At 64.0% G+C, this 13,089-nt stretch carries 11 protein-coding genes; 8 read left to right on the forward strand and 3 right to left on the reverse strand.

What is annotated here, in order from left to right; all coding sequences use genetic code 11:
- Nucleotides 1-221: 221 nt before the first annotated feature.
- Nucleotides 222-1,619: an FAD-binding oxidoreductase gene (locus A6B35_RS24130; RefSeq protein WP_006206724.1), complete on the reverse strand. Its 1,398-nt coding sequence runs from the start codon at nucleotides 1,617-1,619 to the stop codon at nucleotides 222-224.
- 254 nt (nucleotides 1,620-1,873) lie between these two features.
- Here A6B35_RS24130 and A6B35_RS24135 point away from each other — a divergent pair, with 254 nt between their 5' ends.
- The 8 genes from A6B35_RS24135 to dhaL (A6B35_RS24175) all read left to right on the forward strand — a co-directional run bounded on the left by A6B35_RS24135 (nucleotide 1,874) and on the right by dhaL (A6B35_RS24175) (nucleotide 11,012).
- Nucleotides 1,874-3,352: a sugar ABC transporter ATP-binding protein gene (locus A6B35_RS24135; RefSeq protein WP_006206723.1), complete on the forward strand. Its 1,479-nt coding sequence runs from the start codon at nucleotides 1,874-1,876 to the stop codon at nucleotides 3,350-3,352.
- Between the two features lie 40 nt (nucleotides 3,353-3,392).
- Nucleotides 3,393-4,397: an ABC transporter permease gene (locus A6B35_RS24140; protein ID WP_006206722.1), complete on the forward strand. Its 1,005-nt coding sequence runs from the start codon at nucleotides 3,393-3,395 to the stop codon at nucleotides 4,395-4,397.
- 132 nt (nucleotides 4,398-4,529) lie between these two features.
- Complete coding sequence (locus A6B35_RS24145; RefSeq protein WP_006206721.1) at nucleotides 4,530-5,516, forward strand: substrate-binding domain-containing protein; 987 nt, start codon at nucleotides 4,530-4,532, stop codon at nucleotides 5,514-5,516.
- 62 nt (nucleotides 5,517-5,578) lie between these two features.
- A complete protein-coding gene (locus tag A6B35_RS24150) occupies nucleotides 5,579-6,349 on the forward strand; it encodes an SDR family oxidoreductase (RefSeq protein ID WP_006206720.1) in 771 nt (256 codons plus the stop codon).
- A gap of 22 nt (nucleotides 6,350-6,371) precedes the next feature.
- Nucleotides 6,372-7,364 (forward strand): dihydroxyacetone kinase subunit DhaK, encoded by a 993-nt coding sequence (locus A6B35_RS24155; RefSeq protein ID WP_006206719.1) that lies wholly within the window; start codon nucleotides 6,372-6,374, stop codon nucleotides 7,362-7,364.
- Nucleotides 7,365-7,374: 10 nt separating this feature from the next.
- Nucleotides 7,375-8,037: a dihydroxyacetone kinase subunit DhaL gene (gene dhaL, locus A6B35_RS24160; RefSeq protein ID WP_006206718.1), complete on the forward strand. Its 663-nt coding sequence runs from the start codon at nucleotides 7,375-7,377 to the stop codon at nucleotides 8,035-8,037.
- 160 nt (nucleotides 8,038-8,197) lie between these two features.
- Nucleotides 8,198-10,294: a bifunctional sugar-binding transcriptional regulator/dihydroxyacetone kinase subunit DhaK gene (locus A6B35_RS34690; protein ID WP_006206717.1), complete on the forward strand. Its 2,097-nt coding sequence runs from the start codon at nucleotides 8,198-8,200 to the stop codon at nucleotides 10,292-10,294.
- A 61-nt stretch (nucleotides 10,295-10,355) separates the two neighbouring features.
- On the forward strand, nucleotides 10,356-11,012 hold the full coding sequence (dhaL, locus tag A6B35_RS24175) for a dihydroxyacetone kinase subunit DhaL (protein WP_006206716.1): 657 nt from the start codon (nucleotides 10,356-10,358) through the stop codon (nucleotides 11,010-11,012).
- Nucleotides 11,013-11,070: 58 nt separating this feature from the next.
- Here the strand turns inward: dhaL (A6B35_RS24175) and A6B35_RS24180 are convergent, their stop codons facing one another.
- Both A6B35_RS24180 and A6B35_RS24185 read right to left on the reverse strand, forming a co-directional pair.
- Complete coding sequence (locus tag A6B35_RS24180; protein ID WP_006206715.1) at nucleotides 11,071-12,276, reverse strand: NAD(P)/FAD-dependent oxidoreductase; 1,206 nt, start codon at nucleotides 12,274-12,276, stop codon at nucleotides 11,071-11,073.
- Nucleotides 12,273-13,088 carry an NAD-dependent epimerase/dehydratase family protein gene (locus A6B35_RS24185; RefSeq protein WP_006206714.1) on the reverse strand — a complete coding sequence of 272 codons (816 nt, stop codon included), beginning with the start codon at nucleotides 13,086-13,088 and terminating at the stop codon, nucleotides 12,273-12,275. The genes A6B35_RS24180 and A6B35_RS24185 overlap by 4 nt, the downstream gene beginning before the upstream one ends.
- Between the last annotated feature and the right edge of the window lies 1 nt (nucleotide 13,089).

Genomic DNA, 13,089 nt, shown 5'->3' on the forward strand with positions numbered 1-13,089 from the left:
GTCGCGACAGCGGGCACATTCCTCGTCTGATCAGGCTCTAAATTAGCTCAGAGCCGAGCTGTCCGCAATGATGTCGAAGGGTTCGAGCGTACACGGGTGGCGAATGGTGAACACCAGCCGCGCCACCGCCAGGACGATGCGATGCTTCGCCGGGAGGCCGGCCACCGTCCTCATCGAAGATATGCCCCGAGTAGAACTCTCCGATGCTCGATCTGCCGGGGTTAGAAACCTCGGGGCGCGGCGTCGAATATCCGCCCGGGATTGAGGATGTTGTTCGGGTCGAAGGCCGACTTCAGGCGCCGCATGGCGGCGATCTCGGCCTCGCTGCGCACCAGGTGCAGCCACTTCTTCTTGTCGAGGCCGATGCCGTGTTCGGCCGAGACGCCGCCGCCGGCGGCGGCCACGCCCCGATAGATGATGTCATAGGCCAATGCCGGCTCGCTGGTCTGCACCTGATAGTGGAGATTGCCGTCGCCGAGATGGCCGAAGACGTAGATCTCGGCATTGCGGTCGACGGTACGGATCGCCGCTTCCGCATCTCGAAGGAATACTGCCATCCGCGCCAGCGGGATGCTGATGTCGACGCCGACCAGGCCCTCGATCGAAAACAGGAAGAGGTTGGCGTCTTCCCGCACGTCCCACAGCGCGCGGAATTCGCGCGGCGACTGCGAGACGACCACGTCGTCGATCACGCCCTCCTCGACGGCCTGCATCAACACCGCGGCGAACCGCTCGCCGTCCCGGTCCGGCTCGGTGCCCTGTATCTCGGCCAGCACATAGACGGGCGAACCGGCAGGCAGCGGCGCCGGCGCCTGCATGCCGGCGACCATGGCGCCGTAGAGCGGCGAAAAGTTCACCTCGTAGGCCGACAGCAACGGCCCGAGCCTCTGCCTGAGCAGCCCGAGCAGCGCGATTGCCGCTTCCAGCGAGGCGAGCGCGCAGAAGGCATTGACCTCCGTGGCCGGTTTCGGGTGCAGCCGCAGGCAGGCGCGCGTGACCACGCCCAGCGTACCTTCGCTGCCGACAAAAAGCTGGTTGAGATCGTAACCGGAATTGTCCTTGGGCAGGCCCTTGAGCGAGGTCAGGATCGAGCCGTCCGCCAGCACCGCTTCCAGACCCAGAACCTGCGCGCGGTACATGCCGTAGCGCAGCACGCGAATGCCGCCGGCATTGGTGGCGACATTGCCGCCGACGGTGGCCGTTCCCCTCGCCCCGATATCGACGCCGAACAGCAGGCCGGCCGCATCGGCCACGTCCTGAACCACCTGCAGCGGCACGCCGGCTTCGGCGACGATCGTCGCCGCCTCGCGGTCGGGCGTCTCGATCGCGGTCATCCGCTCCAGCGACAGCACCGCCTCGCCCGGCTCGACGCGCGCCGCGCCGGCAAGACCGGTGCGGCCGCCATGGACGACAAGCGGCTGGCCGATGCCGTTGCAGAGCCGCAGCATCTCAGCCACCTCCGCCGCAGTGCGCGGACGCAGGACAAGCTCGGGGCGCACTCCATTCTTTCCGGAAAGGTCGTCGCTGTAACGCGGATCGACCGCATCACCAACCAGGACAGAAGCGGTGTCGAACCGCGCATGAAGCTGGGAAAGAAGCTGTTCCACCGGTCGCGTCATGATCTGGTTGTCCTGGAAGAAGCCTGCTCCCGGCGTCCTGCCTTGGGGCAGAGCCTTGGTCAGCGCGGCATGAAATACGCTTGCCAATGAGGTTGGACGCACGGCGGAAAACCGTCAATCCAGGCATCGCAAAATCATTAACTTGACATTTGTCGATCATGAACTGACTATTGTCAGCATCGGCATTTGGAGACGGGGAGCTCTGGTGTCGATCGCCCCAAACGGGGTTGCCGAATGCGTGGGAGGAGAACGGCGTGGAGCTTTTGCTCGAGGTGGAAGGGCTGAAAAAGTCCTTTGGTGGCGTCGCTGCCTTGCGCGACGGCCGCTTTCAGCTTCGGGCGGGCACGGTTCATGCACTCTGCGGCGGCAACGGCGCCGGCAAGTCGACCTTCCTCAAGATCCTGATGGGCATCTTCAAACGCGATTCCGGCGCCATTCGCCGTCGCGGCAAGGAGGTGGAATTCGCAAGCCCGGCCGACGCACTGGCCTCGGGCATTGCCATCATCGAACAGGAACTCAGCCCCGTTCCCCACATGACGGTCGCCGAAAACATCTATCTCGGCCGCGAACCCAAGGCGCGCTTCGGTGGCATCGATTTCCGGGCGATGAACCGGTCGGCGCAAAAGCTGCTGGACGATCTCGAATTCGATATTCGCGCCACAAGCTACATGATGAACCTCTCGGTCGCGCAGATGCAGCTGGTCGAGATCGCCAAGGCGCTCAGCCACGACGCGGAGGTCATCTTCATGGATGAGCCGACGTCGGCGATCGGCGAGCGGGAGGCCCAACACCTCTTCGACGCGATCCGTCGGCTGCAGGCGCAAGGGCGCGGCATCGTCTATGTTTCCCACCGCCTGTCGGAGATTTTCCAGATCGCCGATTCCTACACGGTCTTTCGCGACGGCGCCTATGTCGGCAGCGGGGCGCTTGCCGACATCGACCGGCCCGGCCTCATCCGCATGATCGTCGGACGCGAACTGTCGGAGGAGTACGTCAAGACCAACGCGCCGACGCCGCAAACCGGCATCGAGGTCGTTGCGCTCTCTTGCCCGAACAAGATCGAGGACATCTCCTTCTCGGCCCGCAAGGGCGAGATCTTCGGCATTTACGGCCTGATGGGCGCCGGGCGAACGGAAATCTTCAACTGCCTGTTCGGACTCGACAAACCGTCGGCAGGACGAGTTACGGTCGACGGCGCCGAGGTCACCATCTCCAAGCCGGCGGACGCCATGGCGCTTGGCCTGGCGCTGGTCACCGAGGACCGAAAGCTGACCGGCCTCAATCTCTCCGATTCCGTGCGGGCAAACATCTGCATGGCGAGTCTGCCCGAAATGAGCCCCGCCTTTGCCATGGACCGGGCTCGCGAGGCGCGGGCAAGCCGCGACATGCGCGATCAGTTCCAGATCAAGGCGGCGCGCGACACCATGCCGGTCTCCGGTCTTTCGGGAGGCAACCAGCAAAAGGTGGTGCTCGGCAAATGGTTCCTGCGCAACCCAAAGGTCCTGCTGCTGGACGAGCCGACCCGCGGCGTCGACGTCGGCGCCAAGCGTGAGATCTATCGGATCATCAGCGACTTCGCCGCCGCCGGCGGCACGGTGGTGATGATCTCGTCTGAAATCGACGAAGTTCTCGGCATGTCGGACCGGGTCATGGTGATGCGGGCCGGCAGGAGCGCCGGAATCTTCAGCCGGGAGGAAACGGATGCCCAATCACTCGTCCACCTATCAACCTGAACCGGGACAGGGTGTTCGCTCAATGGCAGAGGAGTCGGTAATGTCGGTTGGCGACGACAAGAAGGCGAAGGGCTGGCTGGGTTCCGAGCAGCGCCGGCTGTTGGTCCAGGAATACGGCATCTTCCTCGCCTTCCTGATCCTGGTGGCGGTTCTGTCGGTCTCCAACGAGTTCTTCCTGACCGCCGGCAACATCTCGAACGTGCTGCTGCAGACCTCGATCAACGGTGTCCTCGCCATCGGCATGACCTTCGTCATCCTGACCCGCGGCATCGATCTCTCCGTCGGCTCTGTTGTCGCGCTTGCCGGCATCGTCAGCGCCAGTTTCGTCACCAGTTCCGCGACCGCCGGAATTTCCGGCGCGCCCTATCCCGTCGCGCTGGGCATCGGCATCGGCCTGCTGGTCGGCATAGCCTGCGGCGCCGTCTCAGGCTTGATCGTGTCGCGGTTTTCGGTGCCGGCCTTCGTGACGACGCTGGGCATGCTCTCGGCCGCGCGCGGGTTGACCCTGATCTATGGTGGGGGCCGTCCCGTCCCCGCTCTGACGCCGGCCTTCCGCTGGATCGGCACGGGCGACGTCTTTGGCATACCCGCGCCGGTCATCATTCTCGCGATCGTGTTCGCCGTTTCGTGGTGGATCCTGAACCGGACCCGTTTCGGCCGCTACATCTATGCCGTCGGCGGCAATCCGCATGCGGCGAGGACCTCGGGCATCAACATCACCCGCATCCAGTTCGTCGTCTACGTCATCTCCGGCGGCCTTGCCGGTTTCGCCGGAATGCTGCTCAGCGCGCGCACCGGTTCGGCACTTCCGCAGGCCGGCATCGCCTATGAACTCGATGCGATCGCGGCGGTGGTGATCGGTGGAACCAGTCTTTCCGGAGGGGTCGGCCGGGTCACCGGCACATTGATCGGGGCGCTGATCATCGGCGTCATGAACAACGGTCTCGATCTCATGGGTATCCAATCCTACTACCAGCAAGTGCTCAAGGGCGCCCTGATCGTTGGCGCCGTGATGCTCGACCAGAAGAGGAACTACGGGGCTTAGAACATTGGATCCAAAGCGAATTCCGCTTTGGCAATATGATGCTCGACAGCCCCCTTCAGGCACCGGACCTGCATCACGCGCGTCCGTTGAAAGGCGAACCATGTCGGTCGCTCACTTAGTGGAGGTAACAAAATGAAAAGATGGATGATTGCGCTCGCATCCGCGACCGCGCTGCTGACCTCGTCTGCGATGGCGCAGGAGAAGATCAAGATAGGTGCAGCACCCTACGGCTTGAATGCGGAATTCATGCAGATCTGGGCGGCAGCGCTTCAGGAGCACCCGGCCGTCAAGAGCGGCGAAGTCGAGCTGACGGTGTTTGACGGTCGCTATGATGCGCTGGTCCAGCAGGACCAGTTCAAGACGATGGTCACGCAGAAATACAATGCGATCATCTTCGCGCCGATCGACGTCGACGCCGGCGCTGCCGCCGTGCAGTCGGCCTCCGACGCCGGCATTCCGGTCATCGGCTCGAACACCCGCGTCAATTCCGATCTGCTGACCTCCTATGTCGGATCAGACGACACGATCTCGGGCTACATGGAAGCCAAGACCGTGCTCGACAAGATCGGCTGCAAGGGCAACGTCGTCATCCTCGAGGGGCCGGTCGGCCAGTCCGCGCAGATTTCGCGCCTCGAAGGCAACAAGAAGGCGCTTGCCGAATGCCCTGACGTCAAGGTTCTCGAGGACCAGACGGCAAACTGGTCGCGCGCCGAAGCCCAGACCTTGATGGAGAACTGGCTGACGGCTCACCCGAAGCAGATCAACGGCGTGATCGGCCAGAACGACGAAATGGCTCTCGGCGCGATCGAGGCGATCAAGGCCGCCGGCCTTGACGTCAAGAGTTTCGCCATTGCCGGCATCGACGGCATCACCGACGCCCTCCACGCCGTCAAGGCCGGCGAGATGACCTCGATCCTCCAGGACGCGCGCGCCCAAGCTCAAGGCGCGCTCGACCTCGCAATCTTCAATGCCAAGAAGGGTGACTACAAGCCCCAGTCCGACATCTGGACAACCTACAAGGACATGCCGTGGAACGACGGCAAGGAGAAGATCTACAATGTCCCGTGGACGCCCGTGACGGCTGAAAACGTCGACCAGCTGCTGGCGACGCGCAAGTGATACAACCGTGGGGCGGGCTGACCGCCCGCCCCACTTTCCACCAGGACTGGAAGAAGAAAACCATGACCGATTCAATCGACGTCGATCTCAATTTTTCGCTGGGCGGCAAGGTCGCCCTGGTTACCGGCGGCGCCTCCGGCATCGGCAGTGCCATTGCATCGGCATTTGCCGCGAAAGGAGCCGTCGTCGGCGTGATCGATATCAATGAATCGGTTGCGCGGGCGAAGGCCGACGAACTCGGCAACGGCGCGAAATCCTTCGTCTGCGATGTGGCCGATCCAAAGTCCGTGGAGGCGGTGTTCGCCGCGGCGCAAGCGGCTTTCGGCCAAATCGACATCGTCGTCAACAGCGCCGGCGTCGCCATCCTTGCTCCCGCCGAGGAACTCGCCCTCGACGCCTGGGACAAGACGATCGACATCAATCTCAAGGGAACGTTCCTTGTCTGCCAGGCCGCCGGACGCGCCCTGATCAAGGCCGGCAAGGGCGGCAAGATCATCAACATGGCCTCGCAGGCCGGCAGCGTCGCGATCGACCAGCATGCCGCCTATTGCGCCTCGAAATTCGGCGTCATCGGCCTGTCGAAGACGCTCGCTGCCGAATGGGGCAAGCACGGCATCACGGTCAACACGATCTCGCCGACGGTGGTTCTCACCGACCTCGGCAGGAAGGCCTGGGACAATCCGCGCGGCGAGGCGCTGAAGCAGCGCATTCCGACCGGGCGCTTCGCCTTTCCGCAGGAGATCGCCGCGGCAGCAGTGTTCCTGGCGTCGAACGGCGCCGACATGATCAACGGCGCCGACCTCCTGGTCGACGGCGGCTACACCATTGTCTGAGCGGCGAAGGATCGGAGTAACAATGCAGCGGTTCATCAACAACCCCGACGAGGTCGTCGAGGATACGGTCAAGGGCTTCGTCAAGGCGCATGCCGACCTGGTCAGGCTGGGCAGCAACCCGCGCGTCATCGCCGCCCGCCATGCGCCGGTCGGCGGCAAGGTCGGCGTGATCACCGGCGGCGGCTCCGGCCACGAGCCCGCCTTCATCGGCTACACCGGCCGCAACATGCTGGACGCGGTCGCGGTCGGCGAGCTCTTCTCGTCGCCGACCGCAAAGAGCTTCCTTGACGCCGCGCGCGAAGCCAATGGCGGCAAGGGTGTCGTCTGCCTCTATGGCAACTACGCCGGCGACAACATGAACGTGAAAATGGCCATAAAGCTCGCGGCCAAGGAAGACATCGAGATCGCTACCGTCGTCGCCAATGACGATGTCTGCTCGGCGCCACCGGAAGAGCGCGAGAAGCGCCGCGGCGTCGCCGGCGAGATCTTCATGTGGAAATGCGCCGGCGCCAAGGCCGCGCTAGGCGCCGGCCTCGAGGAGGTGCAGGCGATCGCGCAACGGGCGATCGACAATTGCCGTTCGATCGGTGTCGGCCTTGGCCCGTGCACGCTGCCGGCGGTCGGGCATCCCAATTTCCTGATCGAGCCGGGAACTATGGAAGTCGGCATCGGCCATCACGGTGAACCGGGTGTGCGGGTCGAGCCGCTGAAGCCGGCAGCCGAGATAGCCCGCGAAATGGTCAAGGTCGTCCTCGACGACCACGGTCTCGCCGCCGGCACGGAAGTGGCGGTGCTTGTGTCCGGCCTCGGCGCAACCCCGGTCAACGAGCTCTACATCCTCAACGACACGATCGAAACGGAGATCACTGGACGCGGCTTGACCATCCACAAGACCTATATCGGCAATTATTTCACCTCGCTGGAAATGGTCGGCGCCACGCTCACGGTCATGGCTCTCGACACCGAGTTGAAACGATTGCTGGACGTCGATGTCGATTGTCCGGCAAGGCTTTAGGAACAGGCGCATGCAGCAGTTTGACAACGCTTCCGCCGGCGACATCGTTCTTTCGCTGGCCGACAGGATCATCGAGAACCGGGCCTATCTCAGCGAGATCGACGGCAAGATCGGTGACGGCGACCACGGCGTCAACATGGCCAAGGGTTTCGGCATGGCAGCGGACAGGATCCGCGGCAACGAGATGTCGCTGGCCACGGCCTTCGACACGCTGGGCACCGTGCTGATGACCGAGATCGGCGGCTCGATGGGTCCGCTCTATGGCGTCATGTTCACGCAATTCGCCGAAACGATCGAAGGCTCCCCGTCGATCGATGCCAGGACGTTCAGCGCCATGCTCACCAACGGTCTCGACGGCATCCAGTCGATCGGCTCGGCCAAGGTCGGCGACAAGACGCTGCTCGACACGCTCGTCCCGGCCATCGAGGCCTTCGACGCCGCCAATGCCGGCGGCAAGCCGTTTCCGGAAGCCCTGGATGCACTGGTCGTCGCGGCCGAAAAAGGTCGCGACAGCACCAGGGATCTTGTGGCGAAGATCGGCCGCGCCAGCCGGCTCGGCGAGCGCTCGGTTGGCGTCCTCGACGCCGGCGCCACATCCTGCGCCCTGATCCTGGAAACCCTGGCGCATGGCGCCAAGCAGAAACTGCAGTTATCCGCGACCGCTGGAGGCTGAACACGGGCAAGGCTCCTCCCGAGCACTGGCTTCCGGCTGATTTCCAGCCGGAAGCCGGGTTGGTGCCGGATCGAACCAGGCGCCATCAGGCCAAGATTGAGTGTTGTGCCATTTACGCTCATCTTGGCGATCGATCTTGGATTCGGGGAAACCTGGCAGCATGACCGTCAAGACATCATCGGCGCGCAAGAACGGCACCGTGCGAGCGGGCGCCGAAGCTGCGTCCGAGCCCATTCCGCTGCGCTATGGCGACGACCCGTATGTCTGGGCCTGCTGGCTCTACTACGAAGACCACATGACGCAAGGCGACATCGCCGAGATCATGGGCATTTCGCGGGCGACGGTGAACAGCTACCTGGCCGATGCCCGCGCCCGCGGCATCGTCAACATCTCGCTCGAGCCGTCACGGCTGAGCTCGCTGTCGATCGCGCAGGAGCTCAAACGTCACTTCGGCCTGCATGACTGTCTCGTCGTGCCGAGCGACGATAATACGCGGCCGCTGATCGACCGCCTTGGCGGAGCCGCCGCGCAGGCTCTTGCCAAGCTTTTGAAGTCCGGTGACACGCTCGCCGTCGCCTGGGGGCGCACGATCCTGGCGATCGCGGAGCAGGCATCGGTGCCCGGCCTTCAGGACGTCACCATCGTCCAGGCCACCGGCGGAACGGCCGCCAGCTTCGCCTATACGCCCGAGCTCTGCGCCGCCGCCATCGCCAGCGCGGTCAAGGCGAAGCTGATCAACATCACGGCGCCGGCGGTCGTTTCCACGGCCGAGGTTCGCGATATGCTGTTGCGCGAGCCGCTGATCCACAGCCAGTTCGGCGCTTTAGCCAAAGCCAACAAGGCGCTGTTCGGCATCTCGTCGTTGCGTCCGAACTCGACGATCCACACCAGCGGCTTCTTTGAATCGGTTTCGCTGCAGCAATATCTCGCCAGGGACGCCGTCGGCGTCGTCGCCGGCCGCTTCATCGACGGGCAAGGCAATCCGGTTGCCGGCCCGCTGGACGACCGCACGATCGGCATATCGCTCGACATGCTGAAGGCCATCGGCTTGCGGATCGCCGTCGCCGGCGGCTTCGACAAGGTGCCGGCGATCCTTGCCGCGCTGCGCGGCGGCTACGTCAATGTGCTGATCACCGACGCCGCCACCGGCCGCGGCATCCTCAATGCCGACGGCGTGACGGAACTCGACCAGAAGCTCTCGCAACGCCCAAGGGTCGACAACACGGTGGCGCTGCCCAGTAACTATCGCACCCACATCAAGAAGTTCCTCAACGACCCAAATGATGTCGTCGAGGAAATGCTCGACGGCGTGGTGAAGGCCAATGCCGCCTTTGTCATGCCGATCAAGGGGTCGCATCGCGCCCTCGTCGCCCGCACCGGACCGAGGCCAGGCAAGGTCGGGCTTGTGGTCGGCGGCGGCACCGGGCACGAGCCCTGCTTTCTCGGTTATGTCGGCAAGGGGCTTGCCGACGCCGTTGCCGTCGGCAACATCTTTTCGTCACCGCCTCCCGGCACGATCTTCCAGTGCGCCAACGCCGCATCAGGCGGGCAAGGCGTGCTCTTCGTCTACGGCAACTATGCCGGCGACGTGATGAATTTCGAGATGGCAGCCGAGATCGCTGCGGAACACAACATCGAGGTCCGCACGGTGGTGACAACGGACGACATCGCCTCGTCTCCGCTCGAGGACCGGGAGGGCCGACGCGGCGTCGCCGGCAACTTCTTCATGTTCAAGATCGCCGGGGCCGCCTGCGACCGCGGTTTGTCGCTCGACGCCTGCGAGGCCGTGACCCGCAAGGCCAATGCGCGAACCTTCACCATGGGCGTCGCGCTGGAGCCTTGCTCGATGCCGCAGACCCGCCGCCACAATTTCGAGATCGGCCCCGACGACATCGAGATCGGCATGGGCATCCACGGCGAACCTGGTGTCATCCGTGAAAAGATGATGAGCGCCGACGCGATCACCGACCGGATCATGGACCGCATCTTTTCGGAAATGAAGCCGGCGGCGGGAGACCGTGTCGCGGTGCTGGTCAATTCATTTGGCGCAACGCCGATGATGGAACTGTACATTCTCTTCAGGCGCGTCGAGCAGCGGCTGAGCGCCAAGGACATCACGATAGAGGCGAACTGGGTGGGACATTACTGCACCTCGCTCGACATGGTCGGCGCGTCGATAACGGTCATGCATCTCGACGCCGAGCTTACAGAATTGTTGCATCACCCTTGCGACACGGCCGTCCTGCGGATTGGTTGAAGATAGGGAATAGGCGCCCCCGTGAAGACGGGCGGCATCCTGCTTGAGCTGGAGGAACACGATGTCGGACAATGCGGCGCGACGCCTGAGCAGGATGTTCTATCGCATATCGATTGCGATCGAGGCCGGAAAGGACCACCTCTCGGACCTCGACGGCGCCATCGGCGACGCCGACCATGGCATCACCATGTCGCTCGGCTTCATGGCGGTGAACGCGGAACTGGCCAAGCTCAACCTCGACGACACGCTGCCGTCGGAGGTCTTCACGGCCGCCGCGTCGGCCTTTCTCGACGCCGTCGGCGCCTCCACGGGGCCGCTTTATGCCACCGCCTTCCGGCGCGCGGCACAAGCGCTCAAACAGGATGAATGCCTCTCAGCCGCCGATCAGGCGATGATCGTCGAGGCCATGACCACCGGCATCAAGGAGCGCGGCAAGGGACAGCGCGGCGACAAGACGATGCTGGACGCCTGGATCCCGGCCACGGAAGCGGCCGTCAACGCACGCGCCCGTTCTGCCGGAGGCCCGGAAATGTGGAACAGCATACTGGAGGCCGCCGAAGCCGGCGCGAATTCGACGCGGTCGATGGTCGCTGCCCGCGGCAGGGCGGCCAGGCTCGGCGAGCGATCCCTCGGTCACATGGACCCGGGTGCCGCCTCGGCCGTCATCATCCTGCGCGCGATGAAAGACACTTTTGGCGAAGGCGAACCGGCAAGATAGCCTCCGGCGTGGCCTCGGAGATTCGTGCAGGAAGAGCCCAGCAAGATCGACGCCGGGGTCAGATAACAGCCTTTTCGAGGAACGGCCGGTTCTCCACGATGCGCTCGTAGCCGACCTCAGACAGGTCGAGCGTTCGAAAGCCGCCATGGACGATGAGTTCCGCCACGCCGCGGCCGGCCGCCGGCCCCTGCTGCAGGCCGTGTCCGGAGAAGCCGTTGGCGAAGATGAAGTTCTTGACCTCCGGATGGGGACCGACAATCAGATTGTGGTCGAGCGTGTTGAAATCATAGTGCCCGGCCCACTGGTTCACGGCCTTGATCGCCTCGAATGCGGGTGAACGCGCCGCCAGCGCCGGCCAGATGATCTCCTCGAACTCGTCGTAGCGCGGCTCGAAATCGTCCCAGTCGGAACACGGATCTTCCACCGGCGGACAGCCGGTCAGGAAGAAGCGGCCTTCCGGCCGGCAGAACACGCCGGACGGGTCGATCATCAGCGGCAGGCGGCCCTGGTTTACGGCGGCCGACCCCTCAGGAGACTGGGCGCAGTCGAACACGAACAAAGTGCGCTTGCGCGGCTCGACGGGAACATCGAGCCCCGCCATGCGGGCGGTGAGTGCTGCCCGGGGACCGGAAGCATTGACCAATACGCCGGTTGATATCACCGCCCCGGATTTCAGGGTGACATCTGTAATCTTGCCGCCCTCGCGGCCGATGGCCACCACTTCGTCGGTCACGTACTCGACGCCCAGCGACCGCGCCTTGTTCTTGAAGCCGTACATCAGGCCAGTGTTGTTGAACCAGCCTTCGCCGGATCGGCCATAGGAGGCAAGCAGGATGTCGTCGACATTCAGATGCGGAAAGGCGGCGGCCACTTCATCGCGCTGCCACAGCACCACATCCGCGCCACGGGCCCGCTGCACGGCATGGTTCTCGCGCAGCGTCTGCGCCTGTTCCTCGGTGTTGGCGAGGAACAGATAGCCGCCCTCGTGAAAGGCCAGATCGGGCCTGTCGGATCCCACCTGCATGGTATCGGCGAAGTTGCGGATGAACTCCGTGCCGAACTGGCTGATGCGGACATTGATGGGGTTGGAGAACTGGTTGCGGATCGACGAGGACGACAGCGAGGTCGATGCCTTCGCATAGGTCGGATCCATCTCGACCACCAGGACCGAGCCCGTGAAGTCCGGATTGGCCGCGAGGAAATAGGCGACGGCGGAGCCGATCACGGCCCCGCCGACAATGACGACGTCGTAGCTCTGCTTCACGATTTCGGCTCGTCGTCCGGATGTCCGAGTTCGCAGAACCAGCCGCCCAGATATTTTACGGATGGCCTTTTCGGATCGGGAACCGGCGTCTTCGCCTCGACCGCGGAGCGGTGCGGCTCGGCGCTGTCCTGCGGATGAAATCCGAGATGGTTGGCGCCGCTGTTGTCGACCGTCTTCACCTTGTTGTCGGAAATGCCGAAGGAGATCGTGTGGCCGACGCGTGGGGCGGTGAGCGACGCCTCGACGAGGCGCACGCAGTCGGCAAAGGAGAGGTACGACCACAGCATGCGGCGATCGGCCGGCTCCGGGAACGACGAGAAGATGCGCAGGCACACCGTCTCGATGCCGAACTTGTCCCAATAGAGCCGGCTCAGGCTTTCGACAAAGTTCTTCGACACACCATACAGGCTGTCGGGGCGCACCGGCGCGTCGACGCCGATATGCGCCTCCACCTCGTGATAGCCGATGGCGTGCACCGAGGAGGCGTAGATGACACGCTTGACGCCATGTTTCCGCGCGCCCTCATAGATGTGGTACGAGCCGCGGATACTGGAATCCAGGATCGTCTGCCAGGCGCATTCGAGCGGCGCGCCGCCGAAATGCACGATCGCGTCGCAGTCCTTGGTGGCCGCGATCGTCGCCTCCATGTCGGCGAGGTCGAACACCGCTTCTTCCTCGTGCGCGGCAAGATCACCAAACGGTTCGCGGCCCGCCAGGCGGATCGTCTTTGCCAGCGGCACCAGCCCCTTCCGCAGTTCCGAGCCAAGGCGGCCGGCGGCGCCGGTGATCAGGATGCGTTCGTATTGAGGCATG

It is taken from the genome of Mesorhizobium amorphae CCNWGS0123 (assembly GCF_001686985.1).
Classification (GTDB): domain Bacteria; phylum Pseudomonadota; class Alphaproteobacteria; order Rhizobiales; family Rhizobiaceae; genus Mesorhizobium; species Mesorhizobium amorphae.

Coding starts and splice junctions, on each gene's coding strand:
- A6B35_RS24130 (WP_006206724.1), bottom strand. CDS start 1,619: ATGACGCGACCGGTGGAACAGCTTCTTTCCCAGCTTCATGCGCGGTTC.
- A6B35_RS24140 (WP_006206722.1), top strand. CDS start 3,393: ATGTCGGTTGGCGACGACAAGAAGGCGAAGGGCTGGCTGGGTTCCGAG.
- A6B35_RS24145 (WP_006206721.1), top strand. CDS start 4,530: ATGAAAAGATGGATGATTGCGCTCGCATCCGCGACCGCGCTGCTGACC.
- A6B35_RS24150 (WP_006206720.1), top strand. CDS start 5,579: ATGACCGATTCAATCGACGTCGATCTCAATTTTTCGCTGGGCGGCAAG.
- A6B35_RS24155 (WP_006206719.1), top strand. CDS start 6,372: ATGCAGCGGTTCATCAACAACCCCGACGAGGTCGTCGAGGATACGGTC.
- dhaL (WP_006206718.1), top strand. CDS start 7,375: ATGCAGCAGTTTGACAACGCTTCCGCCGGCGACATCGTTCTTTCGCTG.
- A6B35_RS34690 (WP_006206717.1), top strand. CDS start 8,198: ATGACCGTCAAGACATCATCGGCGCGCAAGAACGGCACCGTGCGAGCG.
- dhaL (WP_006206716.1), top strand. CDS start 10,356: ATGTCGGACAATGCGGCGCGACGCCTGAGCAGGATGTTCTATCGCATA.
- A6B35_RS24185 (WP_006206714.1), bottom strand. CDS start 13,088: ATGCCTCAATACGAACGCATCCTGATCACCGGCGCCGCCGGCCGCCTT.